The 21,010-nt window shown below is 43.9% G+C and carries 16 protein-coding genes and 1 pseudogene; 10 read left to right on the top strand and 7 right to left on the bottom strand.

Translation table 11 applies throughout. From position 1 onward, the window contains the following. Positions 1 to 46: 46 nt before the first annotated feature. Positions 47 to 7,126 (top strand): S-layer homology domain-containing protein, encoded by a 7,080-nt coding sequence (locus AC1DPK_RS00085; RefSeq protein WP_477508863.1) that lies wholly within the window; start codon positions 47 to 49, stop codon positions 7,124 to 7,126. 689 nt (positions 7,127 to 7,815) lie between these two features. Here AC1DPK_RS00085 and AC1DPK_RS00080 read toward each other — a convergent pair. After that, a complete protein-coding gene (locus AC1DPK_RS00080; RefSeq protein ID WP_441880531.1) occupies positions 7,816 to 8,082 on the bottom strand; it encodes a translation initiation factor 2 in 267 nt (88 codons plus the stop codon). Between the two features lie 308 nt (positions 8,083 to 8,390). Continuing rightward, on the bottom strand, positions 8,391 to 8,984 hold the full coding sequence (locus tag AC1DPK_RS00075; protein ID WP_477508862.1) for a ferritin-like domain-containing protein: 594 nt from the start codon (positions 8,982 to 8,984) through the stop codon (positions 8,391 to 8,393). 116 nt (positions 8,985 to 9,100) lie between these two features. Here AC1DPK_RS00075 and AC1DPK_RS00070 point away from each other — a divergent pair, with 116 nt between their 5' ends. The 8 genes from AC1DPK_RS00070 (at position 9,101) to AC1DPK_RS00035 (ending at position 15,442) form a co-directional block, all read left to right on the top strand. Further along, positions 9,101 to 9,295, top strand: a complete 195-nt coding sequence (locus tag AC1DPK_RS00070) for a hypothetical protein (RefSeq protein ID WP_477508861.1) — start codon at positions 9,101 to 9,103, stop codon at positions 9,293 to 9,295. Positions 9,296 to 9,623: 328 nt separating this feature from the next. Continuing rightward, a complete protein-coding gene (locus AC1DPK_RS00065; RefSeq protein ID WP_441880537.1) occupies positions 9,624 to 10,781 on the top strand; it encodes a nucleotidyltransferase domain-containing protein in 1,158 nt (385 codons plus the stop codon). 136 nt (positions 10,782 to 10,917) lie between these two features. Then, positions 10,918 to 11,064 (top strand): hypothetical protein, encoded by a 147-nt coding sequence (locus AC1DPK_RS00060; RefSeq protein WP_157265932.1) that lies wholly within the window; start codon positions 10,918 to 10,920, stop codon positions 11,062 to 11,064. 101 nt (positions 11,065 to 11,165) lie between these two features. After that, entirely contained in the window at positions 11,166 to 11,960 is a 795-nt protein-coding gene (locus AC1DPK_RS00055; RefSeq protein ID WP_477508860.1) for a hypothetical protein, read from the top strand. Beyond that, positions 11,957 to 12,235 (top strand): PqqD family protein, encoded by a 279-nt coding sequence (locus tag AC1DPK_RS00050; RefSeq protein WP_477508859.1) that lies wholly within the window; start codon positions 11,957 to 11,959, stop codon positions 12,233 to 12,235. The genes AC1DPK_RS00055 and AC1DPK_RS00050 overlap by 4 nt, the downstream gene beginning before the upstream one ends. Then, positions 12,228 to 12,671 (top strand): S24/S26 family peptidase, encoded by a 444-nt coding sequence (locus AC1DPK_RS00045; protein ID WP_477508858.1) that lies wholly within the window; start codon positions 12,228 to 12,230, stop codon positions 12,669 to 12,671. Before AC1DPK_RS00050 ends, AC1DPK_RS00045 begins: the two co-directional genes overlap by 8 nt. Before the next feature lie 37 nt (positions 12,672 to 12,708). Then, a complete protein-coding gene (locus AC1DPK_RS00040; RefSeq protein ID WP_477508857.1) occupies positions 12,709 to 14,943 on the top strand; it encodes an ABC transporter ATP-binding protein in 2,235 nt (744 codons plus the stop codon). A gap of 1 nt (position 14,944) precedes the next feature. Further along, entirely contained in the window at positions 14,945 to 15,442 is a 498-nt protein-coding gene (locus AC1DPK_RS00035) for a DUF1854 domain-containing protein (RefSeq protein WP_441880547.1), read from the top strand. 454 nt (positions 15,443 to 15,896) lie between these two features. Here the strand turns inward: AC1DPK_RS00035 and AC1DPK_RS00030 are convergent. The 5 genes and pseudogenes from AC1DPK_RS00030 to AC1DPK_RS00010 form a co-directional block, all read right to left on the bottom strand. After that, positions 15,897 to 16,114 (bottom strand): annotated as a pseudogene (locus AC1DPK_RS00030) (manganese catalase family protein); the annotation flags it as partial. Between the two features lie 32 nt (positions 16,115 to 16,146). Beyond that, positions 16,147 to 16,344: a hypothetical protein gene (locus AC1DPK_RS00025; protein WP_477508856.1), complete on the bottom strand. Its 198-nt coding sequence runs from the start codon at positions 16,342 to 16,344 to the stop codon at positions 16,147 to 16,149. 174 nt (positions 16,345 to 16,518) lie between these two features. Next, positions 16,519 to 16,845, bottom strand: a complete 327-nt coding sequence (locus AC1DPK_RS00020; RefSeq protein ID WP_339204196.1) for a WGxxGxxG family protein — start codon at positions 16,843 to 16,845, stop codon at positions 16,519 to 16,521. Positions 16,846 to 16,977: 132 nt separating this feature from the next. Continuing rightward, entirely contained in the window at positions 16,978 to 17,682 is a 705-nt protein-coding gene (locus AC1DPK_RS00015) for a L,D-transpeptidase family protein (protein ID WP_477508855.1), read from the bottom strand. 789 nt (positions 17,683 to 18,471) lie between these two features. Then, positions 18,472 to 19,131 carry a DUF2238 domain-containing protein gene (locus AC1DPK_RS00010; protein WP_477508854.1) on the bottom strand — a complete coding sequence of 220 codons (660 nt, stop codon included), beginning with the start codon at positions 19,129 to 19,131 and terminating at the stop codon, positions 18,472 to 18,474. Positions 19,132 to 19,905: 774 nt separating this feature from the next. Between AC1DPK_RS00010 and AC1DPK_RS00005 the strand changes: the two genes are divergently transcribed. Further along, positions 19,906 to 21,010 (top strand): IS3 family transposase gene (locus AC1DPK_RS00005; RefSeq protein WP_477508853.1). Its coding sequence is split into 2 segments (ribosomal slippage), with 1,106 coding nucleotides annotated over them: positions 19,906 to 20,200 and positions 20,200 to 21,010; the frame shifts between segments, so codons are not numbered across the junction. This gene is flagged as partial in the annotation.

The following is a 21,010-nucleotide window of genomic DNA, read 5'->3' as shown; positions in this document are numbered from 1 at the left end:
TCTCAGTTAAAGTAAACATACTTTGTCGAAAGGGGATTTGTATTAAATGAGTAGAGTACGAAAAAAAATGTCAAGGTGGATGACGGCAATGTTGGTCTTGCTGGTAGCTGCCACCGGAATTGTAAAGCCTATGCCGGCTCAAGCAGCTCCACCCGCGGCCATTCCGTCGCAAATCACATTGGCTATAGGCGGAGGCGCAGCCGATGGTAAAACGGCTATGGCTTTCAACTGGGTTGCGGATGCGACGGTTAACACATCAGAAATTGTTTACGGTACTTCTCCAGACTTGGCCGGCGGTACAACAAAAAGCGCCGAAGTTGCCACAGTCAATGCTTCAACTGTGACTGGCAGCGTTCCGGACAACAAGCTGGTTAACGTTAAAGAGGTACGTACTTATCGTGTAGTTGTTCAGGATCTGACACCAGAAGCCAAATACTATTACAAAGTAGGAAACACAACCAACGGTTATTCCGCGGTCTCTAGCTTTACTGCGCCTGCAGATCCTACGGCTAGGAAACCGTTTTCTTTTTTGATCACTCCTGATACGCAGGGAACATCCCCAAGCACGTATCAAAACACCGCCGACTTGTACGATTATATCAAGGCGAACCATCCGGATGCCGCATTTCTCGTCCATAATGGCGATGTAGTAGAGGATGCGAGTTTTTCAGACCACTGGCAGTATTTCTTTGATGCCGCTCAAAACCTTTCTAGTACGATGCCGATCATGGCTACCCCTGGTAATCATGACAATTCAATCTATGATAAAGATTCCATTCAGTATACAAACAGATTTAATTATACAACTCTGAAGAGACCAAGCGGTCTGTCTGAGGCTGCTGCTGGAACTGTGTATTCCTTTGAATATGGAGACGCTTTGTTCATCTCTCTTAATTCGTTTGGTCTGAATTCCAGTGATGATGCCGTACAATGGAAATTTCTGGCTGATGAGACGGCAGCGTCGACTAAAAAGTGGAAGGTCGTAAATCTGCACGCTTCGCCTTATGACCCGGGTTCAAGCCACTATGCAGTCGACAATGTAATCGGTAAAAAGTTTACCGATGCCGGCATCGATCTGGTTCTCGCCGGTCACGAGCATGCCTATGCCAGAACCACATTAAAGACAATCTCAACTGCGGCGGGAACAGGAAGCATTCAAAAAGCGAAGTTTGGCGAAGCGCCGACCTATGTCATAGGCGGATCGGTGTACAACTATGCGTACAGCCTGCACGGCAGCAATGACACGTCTTGGAACGACTATTTCTATGACCTTCGTATCAACAAGACGGGTACAGGTGGCGGATCCATCTATTCACCAGGTGTATATAGCAGAGCTGAGGTTACAAGCAATGCAATCATTTATAAAACGTATTATAAAGCGACAGGCTCTGACAAGCCTTTCCGAGTCATCGATGAATTCACCATTACCAAATCGGGGAACGAGATCACCCAGCCAACAGGCGGCGGCAAAGTGCCTGCCTCGGTGACATTTATGTTCGACAACTTCAATGAGGATACACGCAAGACGGTGAAAGACAAGTACATTGCCCGCTTTAACTGGGTAACTCCAGTAACAACAAAGTCGACGCAGCTCTTTTATGCGAAAAAATCCGACTTTGACAGCAACGGCGGCAAGTTCACGGATTTTGTTTTGGGAACCAATTTCACAGTAGATTTGAGGAGCAATATTGAGAATTTGAAGTATACAGGCGCAGGGACGCAATACTCAGTCGACCCGGTCCAAAGCCATAAAGCACAAACGGCTGTCCTCGAGCCGGGGACGGAGTATGTGTATAGCGTAGGTGACGGCGTTCAAAATGTGACGAGCGTTACAGCGCCTGCCAGCTTCATGACACCTGCCAGCAACATCGATACTTTTAACTTCAACTGGATTTCCGATGCCCAAGCAAACGATACCAGAGGTTATGCAGCAACGCTCGATAGTTATAATAAAATGAGTAAAAAGGCGCTGACGCAAGCCTTTACAGATTTTCCGGATGCTGCGTTTGTCCTGAGCTCGGGCGACCAGGTCAACTTTGGTTTCGACACATGGGAATGGGATGCATTCTTTGAGGCCAATCAGGATTTGTTCTCGAAAGTGCCGCTTTACATGGCGACGGGCAATCATGAGTTCGATGGAGCGGGCAACAGCTGGGCCAACAACAGCTGGACTCCTGTGGACCCAACGCTGCAGAACTTTTTAGGTCGCCACAATCCGCCTAAAAATGGTGCTTCCTTCTACGGCGGCGGTGACGGCACAGAGCGTATGGTTTCAGGTACGACGAAATTGCAGATCGAGTCCAGCAACTATTATTTTGTACATGGCGACACGCTGTTCTTGGTGATGGATTATCAGGATCAGAGCACCGCCGCGCAGATCAAAGCACAGCAAGACTGGATGAAAGCTGTCGTGAAACAAAATCCGACCAAATGGCGCGTTGGAATGTTTCACAAAACGTTGTTCGGATATCGGATGGCCTCTCCTGTAGCCTCCTGGACGAACGCTTTTGATGAAGCGGGAATTGATGTGGTGCTGATGGGACATGACCATATTTATGCCCGCACCAAGCTTCTCGCAAGCGGCAAAGTCGTTGCAGAGTACGGCGACGGGACAACCTATCTAACGAATTACTCTGCAAATAATGACAACCGTGGATCGTTATACAAAGAAAATCCTGCCATTGCGTACGTCGATATTAGAGAAGTCGGACGGGGATTTGCCAATATTTCGATTTCGCCTGATCAAATTAGAGTGACAAGCAAAGGTTTCGATAAAAACGATGAACTGCAAACCGGGGATGTTGACGTGCTGGTTACCAATAAACCACGTACTTATGATTTGAATGCCTGGAATTATCCAGCGGTTCCGCAGGAAGTCGATGAATTTACGATCACGAATATTGCCGTCAACGGGTTTGCCAAAGAAGGGCAAATATTGAATGCCTCGATTACGCCGGTGAGCGCTACTGCATCCTTCAAATGGGAAATCTCGAAGGACGGTACGTCTTGGACGACTATCGCTGGAGCAACAGCTGCTAATTACGCGATCAAAGCGGCGGACGTAGGTTCATATTTGCGAGCTGTTGCAACGGGAACAGGTTTTTATAACGGAGTTGTTACCAGCATAGCCACAGGCAAGGTCACTCCGCTTGCCAGCAGCGGCTCAGCAAAAATAAAAATCAAAACAGCAAACGATCTGGTTGCACTGTCACAGAAATTTGGCACGCCTGAATATCCATTTGACGGGAATTACGAACTGTCGGCGGATATTGATATGACAGATGTTACGTTTACATCGATCGGCAGAGACACGGTTCCAAAACAATTTATTGGGACATTTAACGGAAAAGGTTATATCATTCGAAATCTCAAAATTTCGTCCACTGACACTAGCACGGGCTTCTTCGCTTATATCGGAACTGGTGGAAGAGTAGTAAATCTAAATTTGGCGAATGTAGACATAACCGGTATGAATAGAACTGGAATTATTGCAGGGGTATCCAGCGGTACGATTGAAAACAGCTATGTGGACGGCAAAGTAACCGGCACCGGTTATACAGGCGGTATAGCAGGGCTGCTCTATGCGGGTACATTGCAAAACACGGTCATGAACGCAAATGTTAGCGGGACCACAGTAGGCGGCTTAATAGGAGGCACCAATTATAACGGTTCTGGTTGGTCGCTTATTCAACAAACAGTTGGAAATGTAATTTTAAATAACGATGTGAGAGGTACGGTTACAAGAATCGGTGCAACTCAATATACCGGTGGTATCGTCGGTGATATGGGCGGCGGTTCGGGCAGCGTGCTTCAGACCCTTAATGGCAATACATTCTCATCTGAAATTATTGGAAATCCTACGAAGCTGCTCGCAGGCTATTGGTCAGGCAGCAGGCCGATCGTTGAATCCAATCAAGTGAACTACTATGACAGCGCAAAGTTAAACACAAGCGGCATACCTTCGGGAACCGTCTCTGCTTTTGTAGCGAAGTCGGCAGCTGATTTTGCACAGCAAGCAACTTACGTGGCTTTGGGATGGGACTTTACGAGCATTTGGAAATGGGATGCCACGAATAACGCACCCGTGCCTCGCGTTCTTGAACTTGGCGGGGGCTCGGATAAAATAACAATCAAAACTTCAAGCGATTTGGTTGCATTGTCGCAGAATTTCGGTACGCCTGAATATCCGTATGATGGGAATTACGAGTTGTCGGCGGATATTGATATGAAGGATGTAGAGTTTGCCGCGATCGGCGGAAAAGACACATCAAAGCCATTTATAGGCACGTTCAACGGAAAAAGATATACGATAAGTAATCTCAAAATTTCAACGACAAACAGCAGTACAGGTTTCTTTGCCTACATCGGCAATGGAGGCAAAGTCGTAAATCTGAAATTGGTGAATGTCGATATTACCGGTGGCAATAGCACAGGTGCCATTGCAGGAACTTCCATGGGCACGATTGAAAACAGCTATGTGAGTGGTAAAGTCACCGGTGGAAGCATTACTGGCGGTATTGTAGGTACGCTCCATGCAGCCACTTTGCTAAATTCCTTCGTATCTGCAGATGTGAGTGGAACAACAGTTGGAGGCTTGATTGGCGGTACAGGTTGGAACAGTGCAGGTTCGCCTATTCCCGTTCGATATGAGACTTCGCCAACCGTCATTCTGAATAACTATGTGGGTGGAACGTTTAATAAGCTTGGCACATATTCCGGTGCAATGGTTGGTGATATGGGCGGTTCTGCTGGAAATCTGCTCCAAACCTTAAATGGCAATGTGGTAGCCAATGCAATTAATGGACCTGCCCCTGGTCCAATCGCAGGGTATTGGTCCAGCAGCAGGCCAATTGTGGACTCCAATAAAGTCAATTACTATGACGGAGCGCGTTTAAGCACTAGTGGGTTGCCTTCAGTGATTATCCCAGCATTTGCTTCAAAGTCGGCTGCTGATTTTGCACAGCAAGGAACCTTCGAAGCCTTGGGATGGGACTTTACGAACGTATGGTATTGGGATGCAACGAACAGCATTCCCGTGCCTCGAGTGCTTAATCTTGGTGAGGAAGAAGAAGGAACAATCTCTGCTCTAACTGTTGCCGGTGGAACGGTTGAAGTAGACGGTGCTGCCGCAGGAAGTTCTGCACAGGTTGAGGAAGGCTCGACGGTTAAAGTAACTGCGGCTGTTCCAAACGGACAACGCTTTGTAAAATGGAGTGCGGCAGGGCTTGCATATGGAAGCAACACAACAAATCCACTGACATTTACGATGCCGGCAAACCCGGTTTCATTGACGGCTGAATTCGAAAATGTACCGATGTCGAACGCGGATTTGAGTGATCTTAGGGTGGACGGTACGACAATAAGTGGATTTAACGCGAATACGCTGAGTTACACGCTGAATGTGCCAAACGTAAAAACCTCCGTGACGGTAGCGGCAACCGGGTCCGAATCGAAGGCAACCGTCGCTGTCGCAGGAGGCAGCAACCTGGTTGTTGGAGACAACACGATAATGGTTACTGTTACGGCGGAAGACGGAGAAACAACGAAGGTCTATACGATAATTGTAAAGCGCGGGACAGCGGGGCTATCTTCCAATGCCGAACTGAGCGATTTGAAAGTGGACGGCACGACAATAAACGGATTTAACGCCAATACGTTGAACTACACGTTGAATGTGCCAAACGTAAAAACTTCCGTGACGGTAGCGGTATATGCATCTGACACGAAGGCAACTGTCGCTGTCGCAGGCGGCAATAACCTGGTTGTTGGAGACAATATTATAACGGTGACCGTTACAGCAGAAGACGGAGAAACAACGAAGGTCTATACGGTTATCGCAAAGCGCGGGGCAGCGGATCTGTCTTCCAATGCCGAACTGAGCGATTTGAAAGTGGACGGCACGACAATAAACGGATTTAACGCCAATACGTTGAACTACACGTTGAATGTGCCGAACGGTCAAACCTCTGTGACGGTAGCGGCAACTGGGTCCGACTCGAAGGCAACTGTCGCTGTCGCAGGCGGCAACAGCCTGGTTGTCGGTGACAACGCCGTAACGGTAACTGTAACGGCAGAAGACGGAGCGACGAAGAAAGTATACACGATTACCGTGCAACGCGCCGCCGCCTCGACAGGCGGAGGAGGAACGACCGCACCTGCAACTGACAGCAAACAAACACTGCCTGCGGGCACAGGGGGGACGGCCCAGTTCGAAAAAAATGCCGTCACCATCGTGGTTCCTGCCGGAGCATCGGAGAAGCAATTGACGATTACGGTGGAGAAGGTGATCCAAACCTCGCAGCTCGTAACGAACAAGGACATTCTACTTAGCCCGGTCTATGAGATTCTGAAAAACTTTACAGAGAAATTCTTGAAACCGATCACGATCACGTTAACGTTCGATTCGGCAACAGTCGGAGCGAATCAGATCGCTTCTCTCTTCTATTACGATGAGGTGAAGAAGGTTTGGGTGGAAATCGGAGGGATGGTGAGCGGTAACCGGATTACGGCGGAAGTCGATCACTTCACGAAGTTCGCGGTATTCGCCGTAGCGAAGAAAGAGCCTGAAGAAAACACAGGTGCAGGCGCAACGTTCAGCGACGTAACAGGCCACTGGGCGGAAGCAAGCATCAAGAAAGCGGCTGCGAAGGGCATCGTCGACGGTTATGCTGACGGAACATTCAGGCCGAACGGCGAGATAACGCGCGCCCAATTCGTGGTGATGCTGGCCCGTGCTCTGAAGCTGGAAGGCAACGGAGCAGTACTGGCGTTTACCGATAAGGAACGCATCGGCGACTGGGCGAAGCAAGGTATCGCACAGGCCGTGAAAGCTGGCATCGTGAACGGGTATAGCGATGGTAGCTTCAGGCCGAACGCGAAGATCAGCCGCGCCGAGATGGTGACGATGATTGCTAATGCGCAGGGTCTGACCGCAAAAGCCAATGCGGCAACTGCGTTCGCGGATCATGCCGACATTCCGGCATGGGCGAAAGCCGCAGTATCAGCAACAGTTGAGAAAGGTATCGTTCAGGGCATCGGTGCCAATAAATTTGCGCCGAACCAAACGGCAACGAGAGCACAAGCAGCAGTCATCCTGCTTAGAGCGCTCGAGATATCCAGCAATTAAAGCTTTATCCTCTCTTTAAAGCCAGGCCCCCGGTAAATGAACCGGGGGCCTGAATTTTATAACAGCACCGGATGGTTTCCGAGAGAGACATTCACTAAACTGAGAAAGGAGTTGTCGCAGCGTTGCTTATTACCAGTTAATTACTCAAACTGCATAAGTCATATATTTAAAAAATAAGGAAGGGGCTGTCTCAAAAGTCATAGTTGACTTAGGGACAACTAAGATTGAAGCGAACGCCAATCGGTACACGTTCCCATTACAATTATGAGCGAATACATTGAGGAAAGGCCATGAAATAGGTATTGATTATTTTATTACTTACGCCAGTATTTAATTTGTTTAGTGCTCGGAATCAAGATGAATATTTACAAGTATTTTGGAGAAGTGCAGTATCCTGGTTTATTTTATAAGGCAGCTGTTTATTTTGAAGGTATAGCTGCAGCTCAATGGTTATGAGCTGAAGGCAGAGAGGATGGAACTGTTTTAGAAAGCTATATCAGTGGCTCAGAAGAAGATGAGCCTAGGTAATCTATCGCAATGGTTGGAGAAAAATAGTAAACGGATATAGATTTGTTCCGAATATTGATTATTAGGTTTACTCGCTATTTAGTATAAACAATATCAAATGGTTTACTTTTTGATTTTTTAGGTGCTATTAAACAAAAAATATTCAATGAGGTCATCAAACATTATTTAATGTTTTTTTTGAATTGTTTTAATTCAGTTAATAAATGGTCTAACTGTTTTTGCGATGTTTCTAACTGTTTTAAATGTTTATTTTGGCTTTGAGAACTCTTGTTACTGGATTTCACTAATGCTTCTAGGGCAAGACCAGCAGCGATTGCTGTTATACTATCTCCTAATGTAGTGATGGATGCTCCAATAAATGCAAGTTTAGCAACCTGAATATCTGTTGTATCAGATGTTCCATTTAATTCGCTTTTATTGTTGTTCATAGTCATTCTCTCCCTGCGTAGATCAAAAGTTAAAGGATTCCTTAATACTCACAACATATGCAATTAATGTGGGAAGAGGTACCTAGTTTGATTTAACTCGATGAATAGTTGATGTACATGGGCTGACTAGATTAGCTTGTTACCCTGGCAATGTAATCACTCAATTTATTGCCTTAAAGAGGTAAGGAGTTACTACTTTGATTCAAGTATCAGCGTAAATACGGAGAAACTTGACAAGGAGCAAGTGGTTAGATACCAAACCATGTAAAAAGAAAAGCCGAAATAGGAATCGGCTTCTGATAAATTAATTAGTCGTGATTCATAAAATACAAAAACCAAACTGCATGATTTTGTTCATCTGCTGCAGCTTGTGTAAACAAATCTTTAATAACAGGATTATCAGTTTTTCTTGCTATCTCATGATAAAAATCAACAATTTCTTGCTCAGCATTAAATGCTACGGATACTCCTTTTTGAAAATCTGTTTGGCATTCTTCTGTTCTTTCTGGAATTGGTTGTTTTCCAGTTAACCATGTGTATATTTGCGAAAACATGTTAAAATGTCTAATTTCATCATTTCTTATTTCGAGTATTTTATTTTTAATATCAGCGGTTGGAGCTTGATTTGCTAGTTGTTCATAGCAGTAAATGGCAGAATATTCTCCATTTAAAGATTTTGATAATTCTCCAATACCAATAAACATCATATCTTCAGAAGGATTTTGTGTCTGATTTAACGCAAGAAAATGTTTTTCAACTTCATTTAAGTGTTTGCGGTATTCGCCGCCATAGTAGAGATGCAATGGATGGTCCATATATTCATATTTATCAGCAAGCATTTTGAAAGTTGAAGCCAGTTTCAAATGATATTGCCATGCTAATCTATTACTTATTTTATTCAAAAGATTCACTCCTTAAAATTAGGCTCAAACCCATCATATGCAGTTACCTATTAGTGGGAGTGGGCTTTCTCTATAGGAACATCACTGGATATTGAGGAACGTAGGAGGGGAAGTATTTGCAAAGACAGATGAAACAATCCAGTTGGAATGATGGATTCAAACGGCAACGAAAAAGTGAGGTTTTCGGTTGTTTAGAAGTAAAGATCGGTCGGTATGGAAAAGAACGTGTCGATTATATGACATTTCTAAAGCTGAAGTATTACAATTTTTGCAATGATAGTCGAGTGAATTATCTCTATATTGCTATTTAATTACCTGAATTGAAATTTTGTCTTCTAAGACTATGGATGAAAAAGATATTGTTTCATGACGAAAATACTATTTCTTCCCTTCAAACCGGTGATCGGAATTAGAAGATTGTCTAGAAAGTCTGATTGCCTTTTTTGGAGGGTCTTTTCGTGTTATAGGTGGTGAAATGCTATTACTGCGCGGTGAAGACAAGCGCTTTATCTTTGCAACGAATAATCGATTTATCTTCGAAGATTAGAAAATTTTCTCAATTGGCTTCGTACGCATACCCCCACAAACGACATTATAAATCCGAAACTACTTTATTAACGAAAGTGAAGGGAGCGGCTCATGAAACAATCGAAAGCGGTAACGCTTATAAGCCGGATCTACCAAAACCAACATCCGTTATTTGATTCCGAGGAGACAGCTAAAGCAGCAATTGACGATATCGATATTTTCCAAGTCGCTCCCCAAGTTTATTATTTATTGAAGAGCAGCGGCTTATTGGAGGCCGTGCCTTCCGAGCACCGAAGCAGGATTAAATCGGGCGTGGATGCTGTTTTGTTTCAAAACATGCTGATCCGCTCCGAGATGTACAAGCTTCTTGATGCGTTTGAGCGTTCAGGAATTCAAGTGATCGTGCTGAAAGGCATTCGGTTGTCTGAACGTTTTTTTGGACATTTTTCGGGCAGGGGAACATCCGATATCGATCTGCTTGTACGTCCAGAAGATTTGGATAAGGCGGTTGCCCTATTGGAGCGCCATGAGTTTATCCGGTATATAGAAGACGATGCGGATCATTTCCATATGCTGTTGAATAAATTTTATGCGAATGAGGATTTCCCGCTGCTCGGGGTGGAGCTGCATTGGAATATTTTGCGTGAACATGTCTCGGATACGGATATGAGCTGCTTTTGGATGGATGCAGAACCGATTTCTCCCTATCAATTGGTGAAGGAGCTTTCGGCCAAGGACACCTTTTACTACCTATGCCTTCATGGCTATAACCATAATATGTTATCACTGAAGTACGTTATCGATATTTTGCACGTCCTGAGATGCTGTAGCGCAGAAATAGACTATGGCCAGCTCTTTGCACAGGCAAAGAGCGATGGGAACTATGCCAAAGTACTTATTGCGCTGACAATTGTCTATGACTTGTTTCCCGAGCTGCATGAAACCAAGCCGCTAAACGTACGGAGACGCTGGCCGCTTTGGAATATCGAACTGATGCGAAATGCCCAATTCGGGATCAGAAACTGGCGATTTTATGGCTTCCATCTGTTTTCTGCCTTCGTCGCCTACGATTCGGTTAAACAACAGTGGGCGCATCTGCGTTATTTACTGCTGCCGCCAAGAGATTATGCCTTGGACCTATTAAAGTATGCCAATAGATCAGATGTCCCGGATTCGAATGAGCCGATGAGCAAAATCTATGCCAAAATCTATAAGAGAAGACTACAATTTTGGATTCGAACCATTCGTGCCAAACAAAAGAAGAATTAAATCGAATATTCTTGTTTTATATATACAAAAAGCAGGTATTAATACATTTTATCATAGTATTATTTTACTAAATTTCATAAATATCATTGACTATCACTATAATATGACATAAATTCCTTGAAAGGAGGTGAATGAAATGAAAAAATATGAAGCTCCTAAAGTACTTACGCAGCATACTGTCGAATTTGGAACAGCGAGACCAAGCGATAAAGTCGGTGGCTACGAATGGTGCCAAAAACGTAATTTTAAACCTATGTTTTGCAGGCATTATATTGGAGGCTAACTAGAAAGCAATGATAGATTTTATCTGAGAAGCGGAGCTAACGATCGAGTTTGCTCCCTTTTTATTCTCAGGAATAACTTCTGAAGAACGGGCGGTGCATAATGACGTACACACTGCATACACAGGTCGGCAGGAGTTCGATCGATTTTCAAATTCAAACTACCTTTTTATATGATGAATTGACCGCGCGTTTTCGTTCCTTTAAAGCAAGTGGAAATCTTGAAGCGCCTGACATTCAGGTGGAGGTCTACGACTTTTACGGGAAACCTTTCGACGACGGTCCTGTCGAGATTCAAGAGAACGGCGGCGAATATGTCTATATCCGTGCGGACTATAAGCTGGTGACAACACCTGATTACAGCCAGGCAAAAATTTATGTTCACGATGACCTTGCACTCAAGCACGCCTTAATCAATCTCTACAGCGCCTGGCTGATCTATCGGCGCGCAGGGCTGCTCATCCATTCGTCATGCGTGGTGGAGGATGACCGCGCTTGGATGTTCGCCGGGCCATCGGGAGCAGGCAAGTCGACGGTAGCTGATCTTTCCGTTCCCCGTCCTATTCTTTCCGATGAGGCTACGCTCCTATTGTTTGAGCCGGATGGTTCGATTACAATCCACGATTCCCCATTTCGGAGCGAAATGGAAGAAGCATGCGAGCTTCCAAGCAGTCCCTTGGCAGGCATTCATTTTCTGATTCAATCGCAGGATGTAAGGCGGGTAGGTATCCGCAAAGGCGACGCGCTGATTTCTTTGCTGGATAAGGTTTTTTATTGGGAGCATAACAAGCTGGAAACGGCAAAGATGATTGCACTTTGCAAGCAGGCAGCAGAAGGTGTACCGGCTTATGAGCTATATTTTCAGAAAAACGATACCTTTTGGGGAGTGATATCATGACGATAATGGTAAACAAAACACTGCTGAGACGGGAAAATATCGAGACGGCTGAGCTGGATGGCGAGTGGCTGCTGCTGAACATCGACACCCACGCCATCACGAAAGTGAACGAGCTTGGAGGTTATATTTGGTCGATTCTTCCCGAATTTCCAACTGTCGCAGAGCTGGCCGAAAAAGTACATACCGAATACGGCGTTGAGATGGAAGTTGTCCTCGATGACGTTCAGGCGTTTGTTGAAATGCTGATTGAGGCCGGACTGCTAATAAATGCATGATTTGACGCCAATTATGTCAGCAGTAATCCAGCGAACCGGAAAGATCGAGCTGCCCTCTGCGGGTATCAGCATGTATCCCTTGATCAAGGAAGGAAACGTAAGCACTTTCTTGTCCGTGCAACGGGAAAAATTGAAAATTGGCGATATCTGTTTATTTGTTACGGACCAAGGTGCGTTGATCGGACACCGGCTGTACGCCGTAAAGCAGGACGGCTCAAAGGAATTATTTATCTTCAAGGGAGATACATGCTATGAGCCGGATGATCCCGTAACGTTCACAAGCATTCTGGGTCGATGGTCCGGCGTTCGCCGTAACAATCATTTTCAAGCTGCGAATCATTGGAGATCCAGGCTGCTTGCTGTACTGGCTTTGCGTGTACCAAAATGGCACAAAGTGATTCGATGGTGCGCAGTAAGAAACGAGCGTTATATGTAACTGCCGGAGAGTGGCATTGAAAAAGGAGTATTTTAAATTGAAAACGGAGAATGCGAAGCGGGAAGCTGGTAAACCTGTTAACGGCGTCGCAGTAGAACAACAGGATACGGAGAATCCATGGCTCCGTATAAGGGCGGATGTGGATTTCAACCTACGACGATTTTGGCATTACGAGGTTGTTTTCAAGACCTTAACCATGGAAATGGTGGACGGGCAAGGGAAAACCATCATGACCTTCCATAAGAATAACATGATCGATGTATCCGTTCGCGAGGCTTTCGGCGGAGCATCGTTTTTTATTATAACCGGTGATGGCGAGATAGAAGCTGCGAGATTCTCGCTTCCGTACATTGAACCTTTCCGACAGGCTGTTCCCGCGATAAGGAACTGGCTGGCGGAAAGGGACGAAACTGGAGGTCTTACCCTCCCAGCTCTAGAAGAAAGTACGGAAACGTATAGATGCTCAAAATGCGACAAAACCGTCTCTCCCGGTACAAGCAAGTGTTTAAACTGCAGCAGCAAATGGTCCATGCTGCGCAGGTTGGCGGCTTATTGTACCCCGTACCGAAGCCCCATGCTGGTAAGTGCGCTGCTGCTTGTTTTATCCGTATTTATTGAAGTGATCCCACCCTATTTGATCAAAATGATTGTGGATGAAGTGGCCAAACCGTTTGGAAGCTTGAACGTGCTTTTTGCATTGGCAAGCGGTTTGGCCCTTGTACAGGTCTTATCTGCTGCGATGCAAGTCATTCGAAGCTACCTTGGCGTTCGTATAGGCGGGAAACTGGTAGGGGCGATCCGCCGGGATATGTTCGGCGCTTTGATGAAGCTTTCGATGCGCTTCTTCGATCACCGCCAGGTCTCTCAATTTATCGGCCGTATCCAGGATGATACCGATGAATTAAAAGAATTTTTGACAAACGGCATGGTGTATCTAGTCACGCAGATGCTGCTCGCCGTAGGCATCCTGTTTATGCTATTCCATCTGAATTGGCAGCTGGCAGCGATGATTCTGATCCCGACCCCATTCTTGTTTGCTGGATTCTATTGGCTGTGGAAGAGGCTGAGCTCACTTTGGTATTCGCAATGGCAATCTGCTTTGCATGTCAACAATGTGATTGGCGAAGCGCTACAAGGCATTCGAGTCATTAAAGCCTTTGCGCAGGAAAATGCCGAGAAAAACCGTTTTGACAAGGTGAATAATCATTGGATCAATCGCACGATTTCCTTCGGTAATCTTTGGCTTGGCGTATCTCCGATTTTTACGGTACTGACGGCTGTGTTCGGCATCGCTGTTTGGTATTTGGGAGGACGATCGGTCATGTCCGGCACCATGTCTATTGGAACATTGACCGCCTTTACGACCTATTTGCTTATGTTCTTCGGGCCTGTTCAAGCCTCCGGACAGCTATTAAGCTGGCTAAACCGCTCGCTTGGCTCGGCCGAACGGATTCTCGAAATCATCGATGCCAAGGTTGATGTCCCTGATAAGCTGGACGCGGTAGAGCTTTCTTCCGTTTCTGGCGAGATCCGCTTTCAAGGTGTACGTTACGGGTATGAAGTGGAACGACCGGTGCTAAAAGATATTAACCTCACTATACGTCCCGGTGAAATGATCGGACTGGTTGGCCGCTCCGGTGCAGGGAAAACGACTCTCATAAACATGATTTGCCGATTTTATGACCCGAATGCTGGAAGCGTTGCGCTTGACGGGCACGACTTGAGAGATATCCGGCAGGAGAGTCTCCGGAAGCATATTGGCGTCGTGCTTCAGGAAACGTTTTTGTTCGATGGTACGATTGCCGAGAACATAGCCTACGGCCGTCCGGATAGTCCGCCGGAGACCATTATCGCAGCTGCCCACGCCGCGAATGCCCACGATTTTATTTGTCGTCTGCCGGAAGGCTACGATACGCGGGTTGGGGAACGCGGACACCGTTTATCGGGCGGGGAGAAACAGCGAATCGCAATTGCGAGAGCGCTGCTGCTTGATCCGGAGATTTTGATCTTAGATGAAGCGACAGCATCTGTAGATACGGAGACGGAGCGGCTCATTCAAGAAGCGTTAAGCCGCTTATTCCGGGGAAGAACCACTATCGCGATTGCCCATCGCCTATCCACTTTACGTCATGCAGACAGGCTTGTAGTCCTCGACCAAGGCCGCATTGTTGAAATGGGGACGCATGAAGAGCTTTACGCGAAACAAACGCATTATTATCGTTTGGTCGAATCGCAAAAACAAACAGCGAAAATACCATCGGAGGTCGGATAAGATGAACCCGTTATTCTTTTTAAGCCGTTCGGAGCTGAGTCAAATCCGTTTGTTCCGATCTTCTGAAGGTATTTTGCATTTGGAGCAGGAAGGTAAGGGTTTTGCCCGTGTAACACTTATTCGCAGTTTTCCGTATACAATGCCCGACAGGTTCATCTCGGTTCGCTCGGCGGAAGGGCGTGAAATTGCAATGATACAGGATGTGAAGCTTCTCGCGGAAGATAGCTTTCAGACGGTACGAGAAGAGCTTGACCGAAATTATATGATTCCTGTCATTAAACAAATCCTGACTGTTAGAAAAAGAGGCAGCGAGTGGTATTTGCAGGTCGATACGAATTATGGCACGACAGCATTGGTCATGGATAACCTTCATGAAAATATCCAACCCGTAACGGAAAGCCGCTGGATGGTAACGGACAATGAAGGACGCCGCTTCGAGCTGTCCGATCCGGAGCAGATGGATGCCCGAAGCCGTGAATATTGGAAGAAGCTGATCTGATATACGGTTTGTAAAAGTCAGGAGGTATTCGTTTGGAAATCAAAGGGTCATCCTCATATGAAAACACTGACTTTTTTTGTTAACTACTTATCGAGAAGAAACCGCGCAGACTCTGTCAATACCTATTAAATGAATGCACCCGCTCGCTTGAAATACGTAAATCTGCCCGTGAATAACAAGACAAAGAATCAATGAAATAAATGTTGAGAATACAATTAAGACTAATCAGATGATAGGAAGAGAAGTTATTTTTATGTCTCAAATAGAAATCATCATACATTGACAACATCTGTCGGATGACAAGAATATGAGCCGATTAATGACCGCCTAAATCGCGGTTTTTTTGTTGAAGAAAAATAGATATTAATATGATAATTTCACGGCTGGAAGGATTCATGCGTTCATATCGTAGAACCCTGGACTCTTCCAAATTACCATTGTTTTAGCTAGTTTGTCCGCTGAATACTTCTTCGATTCGTTTCGGGTACAAACGGAAGTTTCCGTTGCATCCACAGGTGCTGCTCTGAAAAAAGTATTGCATCATTGTTCTCATTTCTCCAGATTGTCCTTAGGTTTCTTGTATAACCTTAGCTGCTGTGGATCAGGCTTGTCTATTACGATGTTGTTAATTAAATCTTCTTTGTAGAAGTACCTATTTTCCTCATTCCACACATTCTTCGCATGAGATTACAAAGAACATATATTTAATGTGAATAGTGATTTACTCCTAATGGTTGCTGGCTATTCATGTTTGAATAGGCATATACCTGTGAGTTTGTTATTTGTGTAAGTGAAATTTGATTACAGATATTGGGAATTTGTTGTAGTTGTTGTAGTGCCATTTGATGTTCTTGTAAAGCTGTTTGAATAATTTGTGCAGCTTGTTGAGTTTGCTTTGACACTAGCTGTTTTATCCTCTTTTATGGGTTGACTTATAACTTGAATACAAGCACAAGCACAATTATTTCCATTGACGACTTGATTAATGTGTTCGAGAGTAGATAAACAATGCATTAATAATCGCCAACAAATACCCCCAGTGTAACTGAGGGTATTTAAGTAATCTAATTCAACATTTAAGCACGATCACGATCTCGAGCACGATTTCTAGCACCCGCTAATCCAAGTAAACCTAAAAGACCAAGCCAACCCCAATTTGAACCACGATTATCTGATGTTGCATTTGTTCTATAGTTGTTAGCGTTCAAAGATGTATTGTAATTATTGGTTCGATAATTTTGATAGTCATCTGTATTTAATGCACGATTAGTGTCATTAGTGACGCGATTGACATCGTAACGAAGCTCTTGTCCCGGTGTATTAGCGTTACTTTCCGCTGATACAGAAATTGAGTTGAACATCATTAAACAGCTGATAAAGCCAATTAATAAAATATTTTTCATTTGATTACCTCGCTCTGTTTTGATTTTAATACAATGATATGTTTTGTAGTAAAGCTTAAATTTATACAAAAAATTAATTGTTATTAAAGGCGTGGCGGAAAATGTTTTGCGTCTTTGGCTATCACGTTTCTTTTATTCCAACAATCCCAATTCCTCATATACCTTATTTGATACAACACCGTTCTGCGCCAAATGATGATCACGTTGAAAATTTTTCACAGCCGTAGTTGTATTCGAGCGAAATTTTCCATTACATATTCCATTAAAGTATCCGGAGCTCTTTAAACGAGACTGAATTAGTTGTACATCTCCTCCGACGTCACCTTCCGCCAAATCCCTCGGTTCATGATTCGGATCCCCCAATATGTGTCCATATATCGTTACTTTAGCCCCGAGTGGAGTCATTTCGAATAATTCAATGACATCATTGTTGCGCATACGTATACAACCGTGACTCAAATGCTGCCCGATAGAAAACGGTTTGTTCGTGCCGTGAATGCCATAATTCCCCCAAGGGACGTTTAATCCTAGCCATCGTGGACCAAAAGAGGGACCCCAGTTTTCTCCCTTATATACGACTTTGTATTCCCCAACAGGGGTTGGAGTGGACGGATTATCGACGGCGACGATATAAGTTTTAATTTCCTTTCCCTGTGCCCGTACTATTAATCTGTGTTGTTGAGGATAAACTTCGATAGAAAACCCTCTTTGATCAGTTACGATCGGTAGCGAAGGTTCGGCATTAGTTGTTTGAAAATTGATTACCTCAATCGCGCTCAAAATAAGCAAAGCTATTGCAAAAACTCGAAGAAAGAGGAAAGTTATTTTTCGATTCATCTGTAGTCACCATAAAATTTATTTTCTTAGCTATTGCTGTAGCTTATCCTCTGATCTAATTTTTCATTCTGAATAATGACATTTAATCATTGCACATTTTTTTGTTTGGTAATATATCGACCTCAATTTTAGGAAGCCCCAATTTATTGTAGTGATTTATAAAAACTCGATCAATTGTAACAACCGTTTAAAGGCTTTCTACCCGAATGATTTTTTATTCTGGTCATTAGTAATTCACTTTCAATTGTTAGTTTGTGTCTAACAAATGGGGTGTAGTTTAATTGGCCCTGAGCTTTGCCATGCTTTAACATCTCTAATGAAAGGCAAATGGCAGATTTATATATTATCAATAGAATCATTTGACTGAGATACAGAAACAAAGAATGCTGCATTTCGAATTCATTCGAAATGCAGCATAGAGAATGGTGAAGCATCATTTATTGTATCCTTCTGAGAAGTTTTAATACAAAAATATATAAATCATATGCAGAATCAAAACAAAAAACTTCTAATTATAGGAATTTCGACTGTTTCAGCAATTGCATTTCATTGATATAAAAATTAGTATTGATTCCGAGCAAGAAATTGCCAACCTTTCTCTTTGCAGGTACGGAAGCAATTCCGTTATCAGTAAGCAATGTATCACATTCTTCAATCTCCATCTTTGCTTGATCAATGAGAGCATCCAGTATTTTTTTAAGTCTTTAATATCTCCTCCTGAGATATTATATCCATTAGTGGATAATGCATAGATGTACGCCATTGCCTAGAATTTGGGCGAAATATAGATTAGTCTGAAACTGAAGCAGCATTATCACCTTTCCAGATTATCCATACGAGAATACCCATCGATACGACTCCACCAAGTAATCCTAATGCCATATCTTTTTGCGTATCAAAGATATCACCTTGCATTCCAACAAATTTGGCTTCGCCACCTGGTCCGGCTATTAAGGCGGCAGACATTTCTAAGATCTCGAATAGTGCGCTAAAACTGAGCACAACGGCAACTGGCAGAGCTATTGACCAAATTCCGCGTAACTTAACTTTGGATTTTAAAATCTCATAGAATGGAAAAGCAAAGAACAATCCAAAGAAGAAATGAACGACTCGATCGTAATAGCTTCTTCTTGTATGAAACAATGTTTTTAGCCAATGGTCAAATGGTGTGCCTTCATATGTATAATGTGCCGCATAAGTATGAAGACAAAAGAAAACAAGCATCAGAAGATAGGACAGATTTGAAAAACGAAACCATTTATAAGTGAAAATAAGGATAAGGATAACCAAGATTAGCGGTAAGCTATCAGCTAGCCATTGAGATCGCTCAGTGGGTGATATGGCCATAAGACCAAAAAATAGGATGAAGATGAAGATCATGAATTTTAAAGGTTTATTTCGAGCAAAAGGAATGCTTGTACTTGTCCAATCCATTCGTTCTTTAGTCATGGGAATTTCACTCCTTACATTGGTGATCGTATGATTCCCGGTTTTAGAAAAATAAATACAGATCGCTGGCAAGTAATGAATCAGCAAATCAAATTTTAGTGGAAGCCAAAATTATCGCAGCAAAAAAAGAGTGAATACCGAAGACCGTGGGAGGTGCAAGATGCAAGAGAAGTAACGTAGTGCTTTCTAAACGGGATGCTGGGATAGTATTAATCCCAGACAACCCAATTGGAATAGAAGTCATTTAGATGATGATCCAGACGGTAAGTAATTATAGATCTGGTGGAGTAAAGACTTTAATTGCTTATTTGGACGAGGTTCCAGAAGATCAAGCTCATTAAATGTACTTACAATGTGGCGGCCTTTTAATCGAATGTACGGTTTTAGTTTTTTTGATTTCTTCTTCATGCTAATCACTAAGACCTCCTGAAATTTATGATAATGGCTTATTTTATGTCTAAGGAAGGCAGATCGCCTGTGCATTCGCCAAAAGTGTTGTATCTTCTAAAGGGTTATATAGATGACTTGCTGTGAGTGCGATCGAGCAACAAAATTCGTTGAATACAGAACTACATGGAAGGACTTAATGGGATGCATAACGGAAGAAGTACCCGAGCAGCCGAATGTATGAAGCTAACTGTCCTACCTTACATAAAAAATACCCTCCGGATGTTTGGGAGGGACTGACCCCATAACGTGAGACAAATCAAAACACCTTCAAGAAAATGCAACCATGTCGTAAGATATGGAGACAACCTTGGAGGTGTTTTTACGTTGGCAACAAGAGTAAGTTATCCAGTGGAAATAAAGGCAAAAGCAATTGAAATGAGAATAGCAGGSATACCGGTCAAAGAGGTAATGGAGCAACTCAACATACGAAATGAAACGCAGGTGAAAACTTGGATGCGATGGTATCGTAGCGGCGAGTTAAACCGTTTAGAGCAGCCTGTTGGCAAACAATACAGCTACGGTAAGGGACCTGAGTTTACCTCGGAACTGGAGCAAATAAAGGCGGAGAATCGGTTCTTAAAGCAACAAATAGATGTGCTAAAAAAGTACAAGGAACTAGAAAGGAGTTGTCACCAAAAATCATAGTTGAACTGGTTGAGTTGATTCACGGGGAAGTTACGATCACCAAAGCTTGTGCATGGCTGGGTGTGCCACGTGCTACCTATTACCGATGGAGAGCAAAAAACGAAACTCGGCCATTGGACAGCMTGGTTGAAGAGATTCGAGAACTCTGCACTGAGCATAAATTCCGTTACGGATACCGAAAGATTACTGCACTGCTTCGAAAAAAGTACAAGATTAATCACAAGCGCGTACAACGAATCATGCAATGTGAGCAGCTACAATGTCGAGTCAGAGTAAAGAAACGGAAGCATACAGGGCAGCCTGCTTATGTAGCTGAGTACCTGTTAAAGCGGAAATTTCAAGCTGAAGCACCGATGCATAAACTCGTCACGGATATTACGTATTTACCATTCGGCGGAAAAATGATGTACCTATCGAGCATCCTCGATTTATATAACGGAGAGATTGTAGCTAGTAGTCTATCTGATACACAAGACACGGCCTTTGTTCTAGATACACTCAATCAATTGCCAGCTGTGCCTGGTGCGATYCTSCATAGCGATCAGGGYAGCGTCTACACGTCSCAKGGGTATCAGGAAGCTGTAAAAGGAAAAGGCATTACCATGAGCATGTCCCGCAAGGGAACGCCCGCTGATAATGCCCCCATTGAATCGTTTCATTCCACACTAAAGTCTGAAACGTTCTACCTCGAAGGGTTGACCCATACAACGACTGCAATCGTTGAACAGACCGTTCGAGACTACATCACTTACTATAACGCAATTCGTATTCAAACGAAACTAAA

Source organism: Paenibacillus sp. 01T424, from assembly GCF_056398745.1.
This window is presented reverse-complemented; position numbering and strand designations above follow the sequence as displayed.

Coding starts and splice junctions, on each gene's coding strand:
- AC1DPK_RS00050 (WP_477508859.1), top strand. CDS start 11,957: ATGACGATAATGGTAAACAAAACACTGCTGAGACGGGAAAATATCGAG.
- AC1DPK_RS00055 (WP_477508860.1), top strand. CDS start 11,166: ATGACGTACACACTGCATACACAGGTCGGCAGGAGTTCGATCGATTTT.
- AC1DPK_RS00010 (WP_477508854.1), bottom strand. CDS start 19,131: ATGACTAAAGAACGAATGGATTGGACAAGTACAAGCATTCCTTTTGCT.
- AC1DPK_RS00080 (WP_441880531.1), bottom strand. CDS start 8,082: ATGAACAACAATAAAAGCGAATTAAATGGAACATCTGATACAACAGAT.
- AC1DPK_RS00045 (WP_477508858.1), top strand. CDS start 12,228: ATGCATGATTTGACGCCAATTATGTCAGCAGTAATCCAGCGAACCGGA.
- AC1DPK_RS00035 (WP_441880547.1), top strand. CDS start 14,945: ATGAACCCGTTATTCTTTTTAAGCCGTTCGGAGCTGAGTCAAATCCGT.
- AC1DPK_RS00015 (WP_477508855.1), bottom strand. CDS start 17,682: ATGAATCGAAAAATAACTTTCCTCTTTCTTCGAGTTTTTGCAATAGCT.
- AC1DPK_RS00085 (WP_477508863.1), top strand. CDS start 47: ATGAGTAGAGTACGAAAAAAAATGTCAAGGTGGATGACGGCAATGTTG.
- AC1DPK_RS00065 (WP_441880537.1), top strand. CDS start 9,624: ATGAAACAATCGAAAGCGGTAACGCTTATAAGCCGGATCTACCAAAAC.
- AC1DPK_RS00060 (WP_157265932.1), top strand. CDS start 10,918: ATGAAAAAATATGAAGCTCCTAAAGTACTTACGCAGCATACTGTCGAA.
- AC1DPK_RS00020 (WP_339204196.1), bottom strand. CDS start 16,845: ATGAAAAATATTTTATTAATTGGCTTTATCAGCTGTTTAATGATGTTC.